Source organism: Actinopolymorpha alba DSM 45243, assembly GCF_000373925.1.
Classification (GTDB): Bacteria; Actinomycetota; Actinomycetes; order Propionibacteriales; family Actinopolymorphaceae; genus Actinopolymorpha; species Actinopolymorpha alba.
In genome coordinates, this window is sequence record NZ_KB892707.1 from 88,266 (window position 1) to 107,815 (window position 19,550).

Sequence of the window (19,550 nt, forward strand, 5' to 3'; positions counted from 1 at the left end):
GGGTGGGCCGTTGTCGGTCTGGTCAGTGGACAGGTGGTTCAGACTGCGGTGCCAGATCAGTACGCTGGCGCGTGTGTAGCTCGTCGCGCAGAGCGTGCGACGACGTCTGGCCTTCTCGGAGGTTTCGCCGCAGATGACGGGTTCTGAGCAGCTCGACTGGCTTCCGATCCACCTCGACTGGCCGAACTGCCTCAACGCCCGTGACGTCGGCGGCATGCCGACGGCGGACGGCGGCACGATCCGAACGGGCGCGCTGGTCAGAACCGACCACCACGGCAAACTCAACGCTGACGGGATCGCGGCACTCGAGGCGTACGGCGTGAGCCGGATCATCGACCTGCGCCGGGAGCGGGAGTGCGAGCGGAAGCCGAGCCCGTTCGCCTCCACGGACCACTACCAGAACATCCCGGTCCAGAACCCCGCCGATTCCGACAACGAGACGCTCACGCTCGCCGAGATCTACATGACGATGCTGGACACGCGGCCGAAGCTGTTCGCCTCCGCCGTGGCCGCGATCGCCGACGCCCCCGCTGGTGCCGTTGTGGTGCACTGCGCCGGTGGCAAGGACCGCACCGGCATGGTCGTCGCGATGGCGCTCTACCTCGCGGGCGTCTCGCCGGCGATGATCGCGTACGACTACTCCCTCACGGAGCAGCGGCTGGTGGACGAGAGCGCCGAGTACCTGCTCGGCGTCACCGACCCCGAGCAGCGCGAGATCGTCCGTCGCCTGCAGCCCACACCCGCGACCAACATGCTGGCCACCCTCGATCACCTGCAGAACCGCCACGGCGGCGTGAGTGCCTACCTTCAGGCGGGCGGACTCGCGCAGGAGCAGGTTGACGCGCTGCGGGAGCGGCTCCGCGACTCCTGAAGTGTGTGCGCCGGGTCCACCCAATCAGGGAACCCACCAGATCAGCTCACTCAGGCTGCGGCGCGGTCGTCGAGTGGGCGGCGGCGCAGTGCGGTGTCGGTCAGCGAGCGCGGGGGAAAGAGCGCGTTGGGGTTGTATCGGTTGGTCCCGGGCGGCACGATTTCGTCGATCCGGTCGAGGGTCGCATTGTCCAGGGTGAGCGCGGCGCCCTTGAGTAGATCCTCCAGTTGTTGCATGGTCCGCGGTCCGATGATCGCCGAGGTGACGGCGGGGTGGGCCACGGTGAAGGCTACGGCCAGCTGTGGGAGGGTGCAGCCGATGCTTGTCGCGAGTTCGACAAGCTGTTCGACGATGTCGAGCTTGGCGGCATTTTCAGCGACCGTGGGATCGAATTGCGCCGGCCGAAGTGCGGCACGGCCGGTTGACAGGTCGATGGGCTGGTCCTTGCGGTACCTGCCGGTGAGGAACCCGAAGGCGAGTGGGCTCCAGACCAGTACCCCCATTCCGTAGCGCTGGCAGACGGGCAGGAGCGAGGACTCGATCCCGCGGGCCAGAATCGAGTAGGGCGGCTGCTCGGTGCGGAAGCGTCCGAGGCCGCGACGCTCGGAGACGTTGTGTGCCTCGACGATCTCCTCAGCCGGGAACGTTGAGCAACCGAAGGCGCGGATCTTTCCCTGGTGCACGAGGTCGCTGAGCACCGAGAGCGTCTCCTCGATGTCGGTAGAGTGGTCGGGGCGGTGGACCTGGTAGAGGTCGATCCAGTCGGTGTTCAGGCGCTTGAGGCTGCCCTCGACCGCCTTGAGGATCCAACGCCGTGAGTTGCCACTGCGGTTGCGGCCCTCGCCCATTTGGAAGTGCGCTTTGGTGGCGAGGACGACGTCGTTACGGCGCCCCCGCAGCGCCTTTCCCACGATTTCCTCGGACTCACCCTGTCCATACATGTCGGCGGTGTCGACGAAGTTGATCCCCTGGTCGAGCGCGGCGTGGATGATGCGGGCACAGTCGTCGTGGTCGGAGTTGCAGCCAGCCTGGAACATCATGGTCCCGAGGCAATGGACACTGACCTCGATACCGGTTCCGCCGAGGGTGCGATAGCGCATGGTGATACTCCCTTATTGATTCAACCGATCACACAAAGCGACAGAAGCGTCGATCGCACGGGGACTCTAGGATCTAGAGTCGGCTCTAGGTCAACCCGCTACCCTGCACGCCATGGCTGAGGTCACAACAAGTCTGAGCATCGGACAGGTCGCCGAACGCACCGGCTTGAGCGTTCACGCCCTGCGCTTCTACGAGCACGAGGGCCTCTTCGTCAACCCCGTGCAACGCGGATCTGGCGGGCGGCGCATCTACAGCCAGGATGACGTGGACTGGCTCACCGTCTGCATCATTCTCCGAGCCTCAGGCATGCCCCTGCCCGCGCTCCGCCGATACGCCGACCTCGTCAGAAAGGGAGCCGGAAACGAGGAAGAACGGCTCACGGTCCTGCGCGAGCACCAAGCGCACGTCACCACCCAGATCGGCAGGCTCACCGAATGCCTGGATCTGATCACGTTCAAGGTCGGCGTGTATGAGGACCTCCTCGATCAGGGCGGCGCCGCTGACCACCAATGTCACGCTTCATCCCCTTCGACAGACGAAGAACAACCACCAATATCATCTGCCAGTTCATAGAGATGATTCGTGATCATGAAGGTCTTCGGGACGTAGAGCCCTTTCTGGCTTCATGTTTCACCGAACCCGGCTAGGCGGTGATCCTGAGCCGTCGCCTACGCACGCCTCGCCTTCTTACGCCGAGAGTGCGGCCTCGATCTCCGCGAGCTGCTCGCTGGTCAGCGTGACGCGACCGGCCGCGGCGTTCGACTCCAGTTGCGCGACGGTGGAGCTGCTTGGGATCTGCGGTCCCATGCCGGGCAGCGTGAGGAGGTACGCCAGTGCGAGTTGGCTCACCTCGATCTCCCACGCCTCGGCCAGCTTCACCAACCGGCGTACCACCGCGAGCTTCTCGGGCGTCGCTGCCGCGGCCAGCCGGCCCTCGTCGTGGAGGCGGTCACCCGCGCCCGCCTTCGCCGGGTCGAGGTACCTCGTGGTCAGCAGTCCACCAGCGAGCGGGCTGTAGGGGACGTAGGCGACCCCCTGCGCCGCGCAGAGCTCCAGGGCGCCCACGAACCGTTCCGGCTCGCGGTTCACCGGGTCGAACTGGTTTTGTACGGCGACCGGACGGCAGCGCCGCGACAATGTCTCCTGGACCTTCAGGTAATCCGCGAGCTGGTCCCGCGTGAAGTTGGAGACGGCGAAGTAGCGGACGACGCCCTGGCGTACCAGATCTTCGATCGTCTCCAGGCTCTCCTCGATCGGCACGCCCGGGTCGAAGCGGTGGAAGTACAGCACGTCCACGTAGTCGAGCTGCAGACGGGCGAGCGAGGCACGCAACGCGTCCACGATGTTGGTCCGCGACAGCCCGGAGTGGTTGGGCGTCGCGCCGTCCATGCCACCGTGCAGCTTCGTCGCCAACACGATGTTGCGGCGCTGCTCCGGGTTGGCCCGCAGCCACCGCCCGATCAGGCGTTCGGAGTTACCGGAGCCGGCGTTGTAGCGGTTGGCGGTGTCCCAGAACGTCACGCCGAGCTCGATCGCCCGGTCGAAGATCGCGAACGCCGTCCGCTCGTCGACTCGGGCGCCGTCGCCGGTGTGCGGGTATCCGAACTTCCAGGTGCCCAGGCCGATCGCCGAAGCCTGCAGCCCCGACGCGCCGACGCGGCGGTACGGCATGCCGTTGAACTCCTCGGCCATGAACGGAACGTCGTACAGGTCCGGGCGTGGGGTCAGGTAGTCCATGCCGTCCTCTCGTCTCGGGTTGGGCGCACGGGGCAGGTGGGCCAGCGCCGGGATGGGTTCCTCGATGCTCGATCCTTCCCGAGTCACGCGATCAGGGGAAGGCGCTTTCCGGTCTTGGTTCTCAGCTCCGCGTGCGCGCTTCCTCCGCGGGGCGGCGGGTGCACGGATGCTGGCAGGCCTGCCGGACTCCTGGCAACGGATTCGTCGTGACCGCCACGCCTCGGCGTACCGTCAGCAGCGCGATCACCCCACCAAGTCCGCACAGGCCCGCCGCGATCAGCATCGCCCGGCTGAATCCCGGCCCCAACGGCCCGCCGTGGGTGCTGATGCCGGCCAGCGGCGGGAGCACGGCGACGGCGAGCAGCGACGCCGTACGCGCGACCGCGTTGTTGACGCCCGAAGCCGTGCCGACCTGGTGCTCGGGTACGGACGCGAGCACGGTCGACGTGAGGGGTGCCACGGTGATCGTCAGTCCCAGACCGAAGATCGCGACCGCCGGCAGGATCACGGTCCAGTACGACGCACCCGGCACGATCCGCGACATCAGCGCGAGCCCGACCCCCGCCACCAGCGGCCCCAGCGTCATCGGCGCGCGCGGGCCGACCCGTTGGGCGAACGCGCCCATCCGTGACGACAGCAGCAACATCAGCACGGTGATCGGCAGCGTCGCGACACCCGCCACCAGGGCGGAGTAGCCAAGCGACTGTTGCAGTTGCAGGGCGACGAGGAAGAGCGCGCCGCCGAGCGACGCGTACACCGTGAACGTCGTGAGGTTCGCGCCGGTGAACTGGCGCGAACGGAAGACGTCGAGCGGCAGTAGCGGGGCCCGGCTGCGCGCCTCGATCACGGGGAACGCCACCAGCCCGAGGACACCGACAGCGATCGCGACGATGGTACGGGTGGTCCATCCGGTCGAGGGGAACTCGATCATCGTGTACGTCAGCCCGGTGAGGCCGAGGGTGATCGCGGCGGCTCCAGCCAGGTCGAGCCGCGCCGGCGCGCTCGGGTCCCGGCTCTCGGGCACGTGTCGCAGGGTGACCCACAGGGCGGCCGCCGTGAGCGGCAGGTTGAGGAAGAACACCCACCGCCAGGACGCCGCGACCACCAGCCAGCCACCCACGAACGGCCCGATCGCCGAGGCGACGCCGGTGAGTCCCGCCCACAGCCCCACGGCCCGGCCCCGGTCGTCGGAACGCAGCGACGCGTCGATCAACGCCAGGCTGCCGGGTACCAACAGCGCACCACCGACGCCTTGGACCAGGCGGGCGACGATGAGCGCCGGACCGGTGGGGGCGAGCCCGCAGGCCAACGAGGCCAGCGTGAACGCGACGAGCCCGATCGAGAAGACCAGCCGCCGGCCGTACCGATCGCCGAGGACGCCGCCCAACAACAGCAGCGCACTCAACGACAGCAGGTAGCCGTCGAGGACCCACTGCTGCACGACCAGTCCGCCGCCGAGGTCGCGGCCGATCGCTGGCAAGGCGATGTTGACAACCGAGCCGTCCAGGAGCGCCACCCCGGAGCCGAGAACGGCGGCGAGGACGATGCGGCGGCCGCGGGCGGAGGCCAGTTCGATGGACTGCCTCGCCTCTGGTGGCCTCGCAGGCGACGGCACGCTCATGACCAGGACCCTTCCGTTTGTCGCCGCAGTCCCTCCATGGTGTACCCACAGGTGCGGGTGGTCCCTCCCGGGCGATGCCCGGGTGGGGCCGGAACCACACAGCCCGGTACACTCTCCACGCGACGGCGTCCGCCGTCTCTCGTGCGGGCGAGCCGCCCGCGTGGTCGCCTCCGAGTGTTCCGTTCCCGTCCGCGGGCATGCGCGGAGTGGTTCCCTGTGTGAAGGGCCAGTCCAGCGCGAGCGTCTAGCCCGTTGTCGTCGTGCGTGCCACCGACCGGAAGTTGCGGCCGCTGTTCACGACGGAGCACTAGTTCTTTATGCCCCAATCGTCCTCATCGGATTCCTACCGCGCCGCCAACACCAGCTCGTTCCAGGGGCGCGACGGCAGTTCCCACCGCACCAACTCCCGGCGCTCTGACTTCCGCCGCACCGAAACCCGCCGCACCAACCCGCGTCGCGGCGACGGTGGGTACACCGGTTCACGCAACGGCGAGTCCCGCGTCACCGAGTTCCGCGGCCGCGAGTCCCGGAACGGCGAGTCCCGCAACGGCCAGTACCGGGACCGTGAATTCCGGAACGGCGAGTCGCGGGACCGTGAGTTCCGCAGTACGGACTCCCGGCGTACCGAGTCGCGGCGCGGCCAGTCGCGCCGTTCTGATCAGTTCCGCGGCCGTCCGCGGGAGCGTGGCGGCGCTCAGCAGCGGGAGCGGGCCATCGACCCCGCCAGCGTCCTCGAACGCGAACTCGAGGCTGCCCTCGACGCCGCCGCCGCGGTCGAGCCGGCCGACCTCCCGACCCAGTTCGCCGAAACCGGATTGCCCGCTCGCCTGGTGGAAGCCCTCGCCCGGCGCGGGATCGAGCAGCCCTTCCCGATCCAGGCGCGGACCCTGCCGGACGCGCTGGCCGGCCGGGATGTCCTCGGACGCGCGCAGACCGGCTCGGGCAAGACGCTGGGGTTCGGCCTGCCGATGCTCGCCCGCCTCGGTGGGGATTCCCGCGAGCCCGGCAAACCTCGTGGCCTTGTGCTGGTGCCCACCCGCGAACTCGCGCAACAGGTCGCGGACGCGCTGACACCGCTCGGGCGGCGGCTCGGCCTCGAACTCACCACGGTGTACGGCGGTGCGTCGATGCGGCGCCAGGTGATGGCGCTGCGTGCGGGGGTCGACATCGTGGTCGCGACGCCGGGGCGCCTGATCGACCTCACCGAGCAGGGGGAGTGCGACCTGTCCGAGGTGAGCATCAGCGTCCTGGACGAAGCCGACTACATGGCCGACCTCGGGTTCCTGCCGGCGGTGACCCGGCTCCTCGACATGACGCCGACCGGTGGGCAGCGGCTGCTGTTCTCGGCCACCCTGGACCGGGGTGTGAGCCGGTTGGTGGATCGCTACCTGACGGATCCGGCGTTCCACGCCGTCGCCCCGGCGGCCGCGCCGGTCGAGTCGGTCGAACACCGCGTCTTCACCCTGAGCCCCGATGACAAGGTGGCGGTCGCAGCGGAGATCGCCTCGCGGCCCGGCCGCACCCTCTTCTTCGTACGCACCAAGCACGGCGCCGACCGGCTGGTCAAGCAACTCCACCAGGAAGGTATCGAGTCGGCCGCCATCCACGGCAACCTCAAGCAGGGCGCCCGCCGTAAGGCGCTGGCTGGGTTCGCCTCCGGTGCGCCCAGGGTGCTCATCGCCACCGATGTCGCGGCACGCGGTATCCACGTCGATGACGTCGACCTCGTGGTGCACTACGACCCGTCGGCTGATCACAAGGACTACCTCCACCGGTCGGGCCGGACGGCGCGGGCCGGCGCCAGCGGCACCGTGATCTCGTTGATCTTCCCCGACCAGTCCCGCGACGTGGCCAAGCTGCACAAGCTGGCGAAGGTCAGCGCGACCGTCGTCGAGGTGGCGCCGGGGCACGAGGCCGTCCGCGACGTGGCGGCCTCCGGCACGCCGATCGTCGTACGCCGTCCAGAGCCTCTGGAGGCCCGGCGCCAGAACGCGCGGCCCCGGCAGCGCGGCCAGCGCGCCGATCGCTTCGAGGGTGCCAAGCGTTCGTGGCGGCCCAAGCGCCCGAAGGGTGACCGCAGGCCGCGGCAGGAGGACGGCGCGCGTCGCCGGGCGTCCTAACGATTCTGGTCGGTTCCCGCTCCGTTCAAGCTGCCGCGATCTGCCGGCGCGAGGGCCGTTCCAAATGATCACGTATACGTGGCGCGTACCTGCTTCACCTGGCATCGACACCATGTGAAGCAGGCAATGACCACGTATACGTGATCATTCAGGCCGCTGAGAGGCCCGCGTGACCGCCTACACGTCAGTCCGCGCCCAAAGCGCGGTAATCAGGCGTGGATGGTGATTCGCCGGGCGGGGTCAGCCCTTGGATCCGGCGCCGACCGGTGCGAACTCGGTAGGCCCTGCCGGCGCGGGAGCGTCCACGTTGACACGTTCTCGCGTACCCAACATCGTCCAAATCGCCGCGGCCACAGTGAGGGCCGCGCCGAGCAGGTGGGCGCCGACGATGACCGCCGGCAGTCCGGTGAAGTACTGCGTGAAGCCGACCACTCCCTGAGCGAGCTCGGCGATCAGGAGCCAGGTGGCGGCCCGCTGGGCGCGCGCCGGAGCGCCCGTCGCGCGGAGGGCGACCAGGGTCCCGATCGTCAGACCGACGAGGAGGAACACCAGGTCCGCGTGCAGCTGGCTCATCATCTCGGGATCGAGGCCGTTACGGGGCGCTCGCGCGTCGCCGGCGTGCGGGCCGCTTCCCGTCACGATGGTCCCGACGTACATCACAACGAAGGTGACCACGAACGTCGCGATGGCCAACCGGCGTACCGGCACCGGCACCGTCGGGCGCACCGGCCCTTCCGGCTCGCCCACCCGCCGCACGAGAACGACCGCGACCGTGATGAGGGCCGGCGACACCAGGAAGTGCGCCGAGACCACCCAGGGGTTGAGGTCGGTCAGGACGGTCATACCGCCCATCACGGCCTGGAACGGAATGCCCAGCAGCAGCACCGTCGACAGGCGGATCAGGTCACGCCGGCGCGGTCGCATCCGCAGCGCGGCGAGCCAGGCCAGGCCGACAACGATGGCGACCACGAAGGTCAGCAGGCGGTTGCCGAACTCGATCAACCCGTGGATCCCGAGCTCGGGGTGCGAGACGAACGACTCGCTGCTGCACTGCGGCCAACTCGGGCAGCCGAGCCCTGATCCGGTGAGCCGGACCGCGCCGCCGGTGACGACGATGAGGATGTTGGCGACCAGGGACGCGAGCGCGAGCCCCCGCATCTGCGGGACGGTCGGGCGGGGAAGAGGCACGGGCCAAGCCTAAGAGCGCCCGAGGGCGAACCACCCGGCGGGCACCCGCCAGGCCCTTACTCCCAGCGGAACGTACGGGCGGTCGCGACCGCGGCGAGGACCGCCCACGCCGCCAGGATGCCGAGCGCGATCCCGATGCCGCCCCAGGCGAGTCCTGCCTCCACGCCCAATGCGTGCCGCAGTCCTTCCGCGAGCGCGCCCGACGGCAACAGCGCGACCACCGGCTGGATGGGGGCGGGGTAGGCCTCGACGGGTACCAACGTCGCGCCGCCCGCGACCAGCAGGAGGTAGACGAGGTTGGCGGCGGCGAGGGTGGCCTCGGCGCGCAGCGTGCCGGCCATCAGGAGGCCGAGGGCGCCGAACGCCGAGGTGCCCGCGACGATCATGAGGACCGCGGCGGCGATGCCGGTCGCGTCGACGGCGGGCCGCCAACCCAGCAGCCAGGCAACGGGCACGATGAGCAGCAGCTGGAGCGCCTGGACCAGCAGCACCGCCAGCACCTTCCCCGCCAGCAGACCCGTCCGGGGAAGTGGCGACGCACCGAGGCGTTTGAGGACGCCGTACCGCCGTTCGAACGCGGTCGCGATGGCCAGGCTGGTGAACGCGGTCGACATGACCGCCAGCGCGATGACACCAGGTGCGAGTACGTCAATCCGGGGTTGCGCGCCGAGCGACAGGCCCGGCGCGAGAGCGCCCGCCACGAGCAGCAGGATCGGTACGACCAGGGCCAGGACCAGCTGCTCGCCGTTCCGGAGCAGCAGCCTGGCCTCCATCAGCCCCTGGGCGAGCACCATCCGGGGAAGCGGTGCGGCGCCTGGTCGCGGCGCGAAGGTTCCAGTGGTCACGGCTGCAACTTCCGTCCGGTGAGCTCGAGGAAGACGTCCTCCAGGTTGTGGCGCTCGACCGCGAGATCGTCGGGGAGTACGCCGTTGGACGCACACCAGGCGGTCACCGTGGCGAGCAGGTGCGGGTCGATCGTGCCGAGGACCAGATAGCTGCCTGGCGCGGGTTCCCGGACCCGGCTGCCCTCGGGCAGGGCGGCGACCAGTGACCGCACGTCGAGCCCGGCGGGTCCGCGGAACCTCAGGCTGTTCGCCGCGCCGCGGGAGGTGAGCTCGGCGGGGGAGCCGGACGCGATCACCCGACCACCGTCGATGACGTGCACCTGGTCGGCGAGGCGTTCGGCCTCCTCCATGTAGTGCGTCGTCAGTACGACGGAGACGCCGTCGCGGCGAAGGTCCTCGATCAGCTCCCAGGTCGCGCGCCGGGCCAGCGGGTCGAGACCGGCCGTCGGCTCGTCGAGGAAGGCCAGCTCGGGCCGTCCGACGATGGCCATCGCGAGGGAGAGGCGCTGCTTCTGGCCGCCGGAGAGCCGGCGGTACGGCGTACGCCCGCACGAGCCGAGGTCGAGCCGCTGGACGAGCATGTCCACGTCGAGGGGGTTCGCGTGGAGTCGGGCGACATGGTGGAGCATCTCGGTCGCGCGGACACCCGACCAGGCGCCGCCTTCCTGGAGCATGACGCCGAGCCGGGGCAGCAGCGCGCGCCGGTCGGCGACCGGATCGAGTCCGAGCACGCGTACCCGCCCACCCTGCGGCCGGCGGTAGCCCTCGCAGGTCTCGATCGTGGTGGTCTTGCCCGCGCCGTTGGGTCCGAGGATCGCGGTGACGGTGGCGCGTACGACGGTCAGGCTGAGGCCGTCCACCGCGGTCACCGCGGCGCGACCCCGGCCGTATCGCACGACGAGGCTCTCGACCTCGACGACCAGCTCGCCCACGTCTGGAGTCTAAGGAGGCTTCCTGTGCGCGCCTGGGTGGGCCATGGACTCAGGTCCGCCGGCGGCGCAGAAAGGTGCTGGCGCCCAGGGCCCCGAGGACCCCGAGCAGCAGCAGGGCGAAGGACAGCAACACGGCGCGGGACGACGTCCCGGATCCGCCTGGTGCCGCGGTGTCCTGGTCTGGCGCGGTGGGGGCCTGGACCTTGACGACGAACGCCGCGGACGCACCCGATCCGCTCGGCATGGACACGCGTTGCCGGGTCACGGAGTCACCGACCCGCACACTGACGTCGTACGCGCCGAGAAACCCACGGGCGGCGTACTCGCCGTGGCTGTCCGTCCGTCCGGCGACGTCGGTCCACCACTGCCGGTAGATGAGGTCGCGCCACACCTCCGCGTTCGGCTTCGGCGACCAGTCGGCGCGGTACATCGCGGCGGTCGGGCTCCAGTGGAGGGGCTCCCAGAAGCCCCAGGTGGTGATGCTCGCGACCGACTGGTGGCTGAACGACAGCGTGAGGAAGTCCCGGGTGTAGTCGGCCTGGAGCCGCTCGTCGGTCGTGGTGACGTCGAACTCCGTGATCTCGATGGGGACGCCGAGGCTCGCGTACCTGTCCAGGATGGGCAGCAGGTCGGCCGGCGGTGTCAGCTGCGGCGCGGCGAAGTGTGCCTGGAACCCCACGCCGTGGACGGGGACGCGCCGCTCGCGCAGTGACCTGACCAGGTTGTAGAGGTGATCCTGGTGGCGGCGGTTCCAGCCCTGGTCGTCGAGGATGTCGTAGTCGTTGACGATGAGGCGTGCCCGCGGATCGGCCCGGTGCGCGAGTTCGAACCACCGCGCGAGTTCCCCCGGGCCGAGCGCGTCCTGGAGTACGTGCATCGCGTACGGCTCGTTGACCACGTCCCAGACGTCGAGTTGGCCGCGCAGGGCGCTGACCTCCTCGGTGATGTGCTGGTCGACCCGCACCCGCAGCGCGGCGGGCCGGTCCCGCAGGCGCTGGAGGTCCGATGGCAGCCGGGACCAGCCCTGCCAGATGAGCGTGTGACCCGCCGTGCGCATGCCGTTGTCGCGCATCCAGCGCAGGGCGGGCAGCGTGACGAGCTCGCGATGCTGGGGGTTCTCCCAGGCCGCCCACTTCAGGTCGTTGCCGAGGATGCCCTGGTTGAAGTTGGCCTTCAGGGTGTTCTGGTACGTGGGGTTCGTCCCGAGCTGGGTCGCGTCGACCGCTGTGCCGAACGGGAACGCGTGCTCGCGCATCCGGACCCTGACGCTGGCGTTGGGTACCGGCCGGCCCTTCGTGTCGAGCACGCTCACGTGGAGGTCGCCCTTGCGGTAGGCGTCGATGCGGGCGTTCGCCGCGGCCCGCCACGGGGCGTCCGCTTGGCGGCCGGCGTACGTCACCGGGGGAATGCCTGGCGGGGTGCCGGGTCCGTGATCCCGCAGCGAGAAACCAGCGACCTGCAGGACCTGCGGACCGAACCCCAGCCAGAACTCCGCCTGCGCCTGCCCCGCCGGAGAGTCGGCATCGACCCGGAACGGAAACTCGTACTTCCGCCACTCCCGGCCGAACTCCAACGCCACCGACAGCGACTGCCGGTTGTCTCCGCCGGCTCGTCCCACGTTGAGCCGGGCGTGCGCCGTGGCCGGCCGGATCGCGCGGCCCCAGAAGGTCAGGACCATCGCGTGGCCCGCCCGGAGTGGGGTGACGGTTGGTGCGGTCAGGCGGTACTCGCGTTCACCGTCCGCGTAGGGACTCCTCGAACGCTGGTCGACCTCGATGTGGAGCGTCTCTCTGATGCCCGGCTGGTCCAGACCCGCGTGCCGGTTGAGCGGGACGATCCGCGCGCGGGGTCGGTCGGAACGCGCGGACGCGGCGAAGGCGCGGAGCGGATCCTTGCCGAGGACGTCGACAGGCGGGCGCGGGGCTGCCTGGGACGCGGGGGCTGCTTGGGCTCGGGTGGGTCCGCTGGCGGCCTCCGACCGCGGGGCCCCGACGAGCGTGAGGATTCCGAGGAGCAGGACGGCCGTGGCGGTGAGGACTCCGTGCCGCGGGTGCCGGCTACCCCGTCTCCGCGTACTCGTCGGCACTCACGCCCCCTCGACCTCGATGTCCAACCCAGGCTGGCAGTGTGGTTACGGCCCCACCGGCTTCGCCCGTTGGGCCCCATCCCCGAGGCCCCGTTCGGGTGAACGATTGTGGCCCCCGCGGCTGCCGGAGGTGCAGGGGCCCGTCGGGAGACTGGCGGGAGATCAGAGCGTGATCGGGGAGTGCAGGTCGCCGTTCAGGACATCGGTGAACAACTCGGGCAGCCCGGGCGGCCGGAACGTCTCCCTGTGGGCAGCCGTCATCTCGGCGAGCGACCACCAGCGGTGCTCGCGGAAGACCAGCCGCTCGGCGGGCTCGACATGATCGAAGTTCGCGGACGCGTTCGACACCCGGCCGAGGAAGCCGTGCTCGATGACCCGGACCTGCTCCCCTGACCAGAGGACCTCCCGCTCCAGCTTCCACAGACAGGGGCCGAACTCCAGGTCGCCGATGCCGGTCTCCTCGAAGACCTCACGCCGTACCGCTTCTTCGTACGACTCGCCCCACTCGACGCCACCGCCGACGGTGACCCAGAACTCCGGCGGAACAGGCGAACCGGGTACGACGATCGCGTCGTCGCGAACCTTGATCATCAGGGCTCGGTCCTGCTCGTCGAGGAGGAGGACCCGGGCGCTCCCTCTGGTACGCATCGCCGGGAGTCTCCCATTCCCACCCGATCCATTTGCCCTCGACCCGCGACCACGTTGGCGAGTTTCGTCGCGGAGGCACGGAGCTCGTCGACGATTCAAGATCATTGGTCGAGGCGCGCCTCGAGAAGGCCTCCCGGCGCCGGATCGCATAGTGAGTGAGCGGTTCCCGTGATCATGATCGTGATCATGAAGGAATTTGGTACGGATAGCCCCTTTCGGCTTCATGATCACCGACGTTTGATCGGATCTGGGCTCTTGCTGAAGATCATGAAGCAAAAACGGTCAGACAGCCCCGTTCGTCTTCATGATCACGATCATGATCACCGACCCCGGTATCCCGACCGGGTGTGGGGGGAGATGCGCGGGTTAGGGTGGCCTGACTGGCCAGTTCGCGGGATTAACGGCACACTGAGGTTGTGAAAAACGCGGGACACCTTCCCCCGGCGCCCATTGCGCCTGCGGCGGCGGAGGTGACGCGTATCCACGAGTCGACCCGCGACCGGGTCGCCAAGCTCATCCTCGAGTGCGGTCCCCAGACCGCTGCCGCGCTGGCCGAGCGGCTCGACGTGACTCCCGCGGCGATTCGCCGGCACCTCGACGCGATGGTCGCCGAGGGCGTGGTCGAGGGTCGTGAGCAGCGGCTGCGCGGCCCGCGGGGGCGGGGTCGGCCGGCGAAGGTGTTCGCGCTGACCGACGCGGGTCGGAGCGCGTTCTACCAGGCGTACGACGATCTCGCGGTGAGTGCCCTGCGTTATATCCGGGAGACCGGTGGGGAGGACGCGGTCGGAGCGTTCGCGCGCCGGCTCGTCAGCCGGCTCGAGGAGCGTTACCGCGCGGTGGCGGCGTCGTTCCCCGCGGGCGCGGGAACAAGCGCACTCGCCGAGGCGCTGACCGAGGATGGCTACGCTGCGTCCGTTGAGCCGTCCAGGCTCGGCGAGCAGTTGTGCCAGCACCATTGCCCGGTGGCACATGTCGCCGAGCAGTTCCCACAGTTGTGTGAGGCGGAAACGGAAGTGTTCTCCCGACTCCTCGGGCGACACGTCCAACGGCTCGCCACGATCGCGCACGGCGACGGGGTCTGCACGACCCATGTCCCCGGCCCCGAGGCGGCGGCCACCCGGCCCGACCCCTCAGAGGCCTCGACCGTCACGACATCGACATCAACCGATACCACGACCCGGGCAGACCGGACTGCGAGGACTTCTTCATGACCACGACTGCGCACCCTGAGCTCGAGGGACTCGGCCGCTATAAGTACGGCTGGGCTGACTCCGACGTCGCCGGAGCCACGGCGAAGCGTGGCCTCTCCGAGGCTGTCGTCCGCGAGATCTCCGCGCTGAAGGGCGAGCCCGAGTGGATGCTCGACATGCGCCTGCGGGGTCTGAAGTTCTTCTACCGCAAGCCGATGCCGACGTGGGGCGCCGACCTGTCGACGATCGACTTCGACAACATCAAGTACTTCGTCCGCTCCACCGAGAAGCAGGCGACCAGCTGGGACGACCTGCCCGAGGACATCAAGAACACCTACGACAAGCTCGGCATCCCCGAGGCGGAGAAGCAGCGGCTGATCGCCGGTGTCGCCGCGCAGTACGAATCCGAGGTCGTCTACCACAAGATTCGTGAGGACCTCGAGCAGCAGGGCGTGATCTTCCTCGACACCGACACGGGTCTGAAGGAACACCCCGAGCTGTTCAAGGAGTACTTCGGCACGGTGATCCCGGCCGGCGACAACAAGTTCGCCTCGCTCAACACGGCGGTCTGGAGCGGCGGCTCCTTCATCTACGTGCCGAAGGGCGTGCAGGTCGAGATCCCGCTCCAGGCGTACTTCCGGATCAACACCGAGAACATGGGGCAGTTCGAGCGGACGCTGATCATCGTCGACGAGGGTGCGTACGTGCACTACGTCGAGGGCTGCACCGCGCCGATCTACTCCACCGACTCGCTGCACTCGGCGGTCGTGGAGATCATCGTGAAGAAGAACGCCCGCTGCCGCTACACCACGATCCAGAACTGGTCCAACAACGTCTACAACCTCGTCACCAAGCGGGCCACCGCGGCCGAGGGCGCGACGATGGAATGGGTCGACGGCAACATCGGGTCCAAGATCACGATGAAGTACCCCGCGATCTACCTCATGGGCGAGCACGCCAAGGGCGAGACGCTCTCGATCGCGTTCGCGGGTGAGGGCCAGCACCAGGACGCGGGCGCCAAGATGGTGCACTGCGCGCCGCGCACGTCGTCCTCGATCATCTCCAAGTCGGTCGCGCGTGGCGGCGGTCGCACGTCCTACCGCGGTCTCGTCGAGGTCCAGGACGGTGCCGACCACTCCAAGAGCACGGTGAAGTGCGACGCGCTGCTCATCGACACGGTGAGCCGGTCTGACACCTACCCCTACGTCGACGTTCGCGAGGACGACGTGGAGATGGCGCACGAGGCCACGGTGTCGAAGGTCACCGACGACCAGCTGTTCTACCTCATGAGCCGCGGGCTCAACGAGGACGAGGCGATGGCGATGATCGTCCGCGGGTTCGTGGAGCCGATCGCCCGCGAGCTCCCGATGGAGTACGCGCTCGAGATGAACCGCCTGATCGAGCTGCAGATGGAGGGGGCCGTCGGCTGAGCCCGCTACCGCGTCCCGCGAGCTCGCGGTGATGCGGTGCCGACGATCCATTCGTACGACGAGAAGGTGAGAGCGACACCCGATATGCCCGAACACCAGTCCAGCCCTGCCAGCGTCGCCGCCAGGTCGCACTCCCACGGTGCGGGAGCGGAGTCGAAGCCGGCTTCGCACCTGCACCCGCAGGGTTCGTTCGACCTTGCCGACCACCCGGTGCCGACCGGCCATGAGGAGGTGTGGCGGTTCACGCCTCTGAAGCGGCTGCGTGGGCTCACCGACGGCTCGGCGACCAACGGCGGCAAGGTCGTCCTCGACGTCAACGCGGCCCCCGAGGTGCGCGTCGAGACCGTCAGTCGTGACGACGCGCGGCTGGGTGACGTCTACCTTCCGGGCGACCGGGTGAGTGCCCAGGCGTGGAACTCCTTCACCGAGGCGACCGTGGTCACCGTTCCGGCCGAGGTGCGACCCAGCAAGCCGACGGTCGTCACGGTCCGGGGCGAGGCCGCCGACGGCGTGAGCTACGGGCACACGTTCGTCGACGTTGAGCCGTACGCCGAGGCGGTCGTGGTGCTCGACCACGTGGGCTCGGCGACGTTCGCCGACAACATCGAGTTCCGGGTCGGTGAGGGCGCGAAGCTCACCATCGTGTCCATGCAGGACTGGGCCGACGATGCCGTCCACGCGGGCCACCAGGCCCTGCGGGTCGGCCGGGACGCGCACGTGAAGCACGTCAACGTCACGTTCGGCGGTGACCTGGTGCGGATCTACACCCACCTGGAGTACGCCGGACCCGGCGGTGAGGTCGAGCTGCTCGGGCTGTATTTCGCCGACGCGGACCAGCACCTGGAGCACCGGCTCTTCGTCGACCACAACCACCCACACACCAAGAGCAACGTCGAGTACAAGGGCGCGCTCCAGGGCAAGGGTGCCAACACGGTCTGGATCGGCGACGTCCTGATCCGCAAGGCCGCCGAGGGCATCCAGACCTACGAGCACAACCGCAACCTCATGTTGACGGACGGCTGCCGGGCCCACTCGGTGCCGAACCTCGAGATCGAGACCGGCGAGATCGAGGGCGCGGGCCACGCGAGCGCGACCGGCCGGTTCGACGACGAGCAGCTGTTCTACCTGCAGTCGCGGGGCGTCCCGGTCGAGGAGGCGCGGCGCCTGGTCGTGCATGGATTCTTCGCCGACCTCGTCCGCCACATCGGCGTTCCGGAGCTGCAGGACCGGCTCATGCGGCACGTCGAGGAGGAGCTCGAGCGCAACGTCGGGCTGCCGCCGGCTTCGTCCGGCGTGGGCGCGGCGACTGGCGTCGGAGCCTCGGAGGAGGTGGGGGCTTGACCGATTTCAAGCTGGCCTGCCAGCTCGCCGACGTGCCCGAGGTCGGTGCTGTGGGCGTGGTCGTCGACGGAGTGCCCGTCGCCGTCGTCCGCAGCGACGACGAGGTGCACGCGATCCACGACGTCTGCTCGCACGCCGAGGTCGCCCTGTCCGAAGGCGAGGTCGACGACGGCGAGATCGAGTGCTGGCTGCACGGCTCGCGGTTCGACCTGGCGAGCGGGCGCCCGACCGGCCTGCCGGCGACCGAGCCGGTGCCCGTCTATCCCGTGAAGATCGACGGTGACGCCGTCCTTGTCGACGTACACCACCCACTCAACAACGTACGCAGCTACGACTGAACACCAAGTGGTCCGGGGCCGAACCCGGATCCGAGAAGGAGAGCCTGAACCCGTGAGCACCCTCGAAGTTCGCGACCTGCACGTCTCCGTCGAGACCGAGGCCGGTCCGAAGGAGATCCTGCGTGGGGTCAACCTGACCGTGAAGTCGGGGGAGACCCACGCCATCATGGGCCCGAACGGCTCCGGTAAGTCGACGCTGGCGTACTCCATCGCGGGCCACCCGAAGTACGTCATCACCAGTGGCTCGGTCACCCTCGACGGTGAGGACGTCCTCGCCAAGAGCGTCGACGAGCGGGCCCGGGCCGGGCTGTTCCTGGCCATGCAGTACCCCGTGGAGGTCGCGGGCGTGTCCGTCGCCAACTTCCTGCGTACGGCCAAGACCGCGGTCGACGGCAAGGCGCCGGCTCTGCGCACCTGGGTCAAGGACGTCAACGGCGCGCTCGACCGGATGGGCATGGACACCGCGTTCGGCCAGCGCAACGTCAACGAGGGCTTCTCCGGCGGTGAGAAGAAGCGGCACGAGATCGTCCAGCTGGACCTGCTCGACCCGACGTTCGCGATCCTCGACGAGACCGACTCCGGTCTCGACATCGACGCGTTGAAGGTCGTGTCGGAGGGCGTCAACCTCTTCAAGAGCAAGGGTGACAAGGGCGTCCTGCTCATCACCCACTACACCCGCATCCTGCGCTACATCACCCCCGACTTCGTGCACGTGTTCGTCGACGGTCGGGTCGCCGAGGAGGGCGGTCCCGAACTCGCCGAAAGGCTCGAGGCCGAGGGGTACGCGAGCTACGTGAAGGCAGGCGCATCGTCGTGACCTCCCCGCAGCCGTTGGACGTCGAGCGGATCAGGAAGGACTTCCCGATCCTCGAGCGCGTGCTGCCCAATGGCCGCCCGCTGGTCTATCTCGACAGCGGTGCGACCTCGCACAAGCCGCGGCAGGTTCTCGACGCCGAGCGGGACTTCTACGAGCAGCACAACGCCGCCGTTCACCGCGGCGCGCACCGGCTGGCCGAGGAGGCCACGGACCTCTACGAGTCGGCGCGGGCCAGGATCGCGGCCTTCGTCGGAGCCGACGTCGGCGAGGTGGTCTTCACCAAGAACGCCACCGAGGGCATCAACCTCGTCGCCTACGCGATGAGCAACGCCTCGACAGCGGGCCCTGGGGCCGAGAGGTTCCGGGTGGGGTCGGACGACGAGGTCGTCGTCACCGAAATGGAGCATCACGCCAACCTGGTGCCCTGGCAGATGCTGTGCCAGCGGACGGGCGCGACGCTGAAGTGGTTCGGGCTCACCGACGACGGGCGGCTGGACCTGTCTGACATCGAGCAGCTGATCACGCCACGCACCAAGGTGGTCGCGCTCACCCAGCAGTCCAACGTGCTCGGCACCGTCAACCCGCTCGACGCCATCGTCGCCCGCGCCCGCGAGGTGGGTGCGCTGGTGCTCGTCGACGCGGCCCAGTCAGTGCCCCACCAGCCGGTCGACTTCCACGCGCTCGATGTCGACTTCCTGGTGTTCTCGGGGCACAAGATGCTGGGGCCCACCGGTATCGGCGTCCTCCTCGGGCGGCGCGAGCTGCTCGAGACGATGCCGCCGTTCCTCACCGGCGGGTCGATGATCGAGGTCGTACACCTCGACCGCACGACGTTCGCGCCTCCGCCGCAGAAATTCGAGGCCGGCGTTCCCAACATCGCCCAGGCGGTGGGCCTCGGTGCCGCGGTCGACTACCTCAACGCCGTCGGCATGGCGGCGATCGCGGCCCACGAGCACGACCTCACGGCGTACGCCCTCGAACGCCTGCCCGCGATCCCCGGCGTCCGGATCATCGGCCCGCCGACAGCGGAGGCGCGCGGGGGAGCGGTGTCGTTCGTTGTCGACGAGATCCACCCGCACGACGTCGGGCAGGTGCTCGACGACCTCGGCATCGCGGTGCGGGTCGGGCACCACTGCGCCTGGCCGATCGTTCGCCGCTACGGCGTGCCCGCGACCACGCGGGCGACGTTCTACCTCTACAACACCCGCGCCGAGGTCGACGCGCTGGCCGAGGGTGTCACCAAGGTCAAGAAGTTCTTCAAGGTCGGTTAGAGCGGGCGGAGTTG

At 69.2% G+C, this 19,550-nt stretch carries 17 protein-coding genes and 1 pseudogene; 9 read left to right on the forward strand and 9 right to left on the reverse strand.

Annotated elements, in window-relative coordinates:
• The first annotated feature begins 133 nt into the window (after nucleotides 1-133).
• Nucleotides 134-871, forward strand: a complete 738-nt coding sequence (locus tag B141_RS0100380; protein WP_020573179.1) for a tyrosine-protein phosphatase — start codon at nucleotides 134-136, stop codon at nucleotides 869-871.
• A gap of 50 nt (nucleotides 872-921) precedes the next feature.
• Here the strand turns inward: B141_RS0100380 and B141_RS0100385 are convergent, their stop codons facing one another.
• Nucleotides 922-1,971, reverse strand: a complete 1,050-nt coding sequence (locus tag B141_RS0100385; RefSeq protein WP_020573180.1) for an aldo/keto reductase — start codon at nucleotides 1,969-1,971, stop codon at nucleotides 922-924.
• 112 nt (nucleotides 1,972-2,083) lie between these two features.
• On the opposite strand from B141_RS0100385, the pseudogene B141_RS51145 reads away from it, so the two are divergent.
• A pseudogene (locus tag B141_RS51145) lies at nucleotides 2,084-2,248 on the forward strand (MerR family transcriptional regulator); the annotation flags it as partial.
• Nucleotides 2,249-2,272: 24 nt separating this feature from the next.
• Here the strand turns inward: B141_RS51145 and B141_RS51150 are convergent.
• The 3 genes from B141_RS51150 to B141_RS0100400 all read right to left on the reverse strand — a co-directional run bounded on the left by B141_RS51150 (nucleotide 2,273) and on the right by B141_RS0100400 (nucleotide 5,330).
• On the reverse strand, nucleotides 2,273-2,488 hold the full coding sequence (locus B141_RS51150) for a hypothetical protein (RefSeq protein ID WP_237742602.1): 216 nt from the start codon (nucleotides 2,486-2,488) through the stop codon (nucleotides 2,273-2,275).
• Nucleotides 2,489-2,659: 171 nt separating this feature from the next.
• Nucleotides 2,660-3,796, reverse strand: coding sequence for an aldo/keto reductase (locus B141_RS0100395; RefSeq protein WP_202805602.1), 1,137 nt, complete (start codon nucleotides 3,794-3,796; stop codon nucleotides 2,660-2,662).
• Nucleotides 3,797-3,830: 34 nt separating this feature from the next.
• The gene (locus tag B141_RS0100400; RefSeq protein WP_020573183.1) at nucleotides 3,831-5,330 is read right to left on the reverse strand and encodes a DHA2 family efflux MFS transporter permease subunit; all 1,500 of its coding nucleotides are present in this window, start codon (nucleotides 5,328-5,330) and stop codon (nucleotides 3,831-3,833) included.
• Nucleotides 5,331-5,647: 317 nt separating this feature from the next.
• On the opposite strand from B141_RS0100400, the gene B141_RS38230 reads away from it, so the two are divergent.
• Complete coding sequence (locus tag B141_RS38230) at nucleotides 5,648-7,450, forward strand: DEAD/DEAH box helicase (protein WP_020573184.1); 1,803 nt, start codon at nucleotides 5,648-5,650, stop codon at nucleotides 7,448-7,450.
• Between the two features lie 240 nt (nucleotides 7,451-7,690).
• Here B141_RS38230 and B141_RS0100410 read toward each other — a convergent pair whose 3' ends face one another.
• The 5 genes from B141_RS0100410 to B141_RS0100430 form a co-directional block, all read right to left on the reverse strand.
• Entirely contained in the window at nucleotides 7,691-8,638 is a 948-nt protein-coding gene (locus tag B141_RS0100410) for a COX15/CtaA family protein (protein WP_026256766.1), read from the reverse strand.
• 56 nt (nucleotides 8,639-8,694) lie between these two features.
• Nucleotides 8,695-9,483 (reverse strand): ABC transporter permease, encoded by a 789-nt coding sequence (locus B141_RS0100415; RefSeq protein ID WP_020573186.1) that lies wholly within the window; start codon nucleotides 9,481-9,483, stop codon nucleotides 8,695-8,697.
• Nucleotides 9,480-10,415 carry an ABC transporter ATP-binding protein gene (locus tag B141_RS0100420; protein WP_020573187.1) on the reverse strand — a complete coding sequence of 312 codons (936 nt, stop codon included), beginning with the start codon at nucleotides 10,413-10,415 and terminating at the stop codon, nucleotides 9,480-9,482. The genes B141_RS0100415 and B141_RS0100420 overlap by 4 nt, the downstream gene beginning before the upstream one ends.
• A gap of 49 nt (nucleotides 10,416-10,464) precedes the next feature.
• Entirely contained in the window at nucleotides 10,465-12,501 is a 2,037-nt protein-coding gene (locus tag B141_RS45165; RefSeq protein WP_020573188.1) for an endo-1,4-beta-xylanase, read from the reverse strand.
• 162 nt (nucleotides 12,502-12,663) lie between these two features.
• Entirely contained in the window at nucleotides 12,664-13,149 is a 486-nt protein-coding gene (locus tag B141_RS0100430; RefSeq protein ID WP_020573189.1) for an NUDIX hydrolase, read from the reverse strand.
• Between the two features lie 470 nt (nucleotides 13,150-13,619).
• Here B141_RS0100430 and B141_RS38240 point away from each other — a divergent pair, with 470 nt between their 5' ends.
• The 6 genes from B141_RS38240 (at nucleotide 13,620) to B141_RS0100460 (ending at nucleotide 19,536) form a co-directional block, all read left to right on the forward strand.
• Nucleotides 13,620-14,360 carry a helix-turn-helix transcriptional regulator gene (locus tag B141_RS38240; protein ID WP_020573190.1) on the forward strand — a complete coding sequence of 247 codons (741 nt, stop codon included), beginning with the start codon at nucleotides 13,620-13,622 and terminating at the stop codon, nucleotides 14,358-14,360.
• Nucleotides 14,357-15,769, forward strand: a complete 1,413-nt coding sequence (gene sufB / locus B141_RS0100440; protein ID WP_020573191.1) for a Fe-S cluster assembly protein SufB — start codon at nucleotides 14,357-14,359, stop codon at nucleotides 15,767-15,769. The genes B141_RS38240 and sufB overlap by 4 nt, the downstream gene beginning before the upstream one ends.
• Nucleotides 15,770-15,853: 84 nt before the next feature.
• Nucleotides 15,854-17,110 carry a Fe-S cluster assembly protein SufD gene (sufD, locus tag B141_RS0100445; protein WP_020573192.1) on the forward strand — a complete coding sequence of 419 codons (1,257 nt, stop codon included), beginning with the start codon at nucleotides 15,854-15,856 and terminating at the stop codon, nucleotides 17,108-17,110.
• Nucleotides 17,111-17,121: 11 nt separating this feature from the next.
• Nucleotides 17,122-17,448, forward strand: a complete 327-nt coding sequence (locus tag B141_RS0100450; protein WP_272944053.1) for a non-heme iron oxygenase ferredoxin subunit — start codon at nucleotides 17,122-17,124, stop codon at nucleotides 17,446-17,448.
• Between the two features lie 52 nt (nucleotides 17,449-17,500).
• On the forward strand, nucleotides 17,501-18,265 hold the full coding sequence (gene sufC, locus B141_RS0100455; protein WP_020573194.1) for a Fe-S cluster assembly ATPase SufC: 765 nt from the start codon (nucleotides 17,501-17,503) through the stop codon (nucleotides 18,263-18,265).
• Nucleotides 18,262-19,536: a cysteine desulfurase gene (locus tag B141_RS0100460; protein ID WP_020573195.1), complete on the forward strand. Its 1,275-nt coding sequence runs from the start codon at nucleotides 18,262-18,264 to the stop codon at nucleotides 19,534-19,536. Before sufC ends, B141_RS0100460 begins: the two co-directional genes overlap by 4 nt.
• Nucleotides 19,537-19,550: the final 14 nt, after the last annotated feature.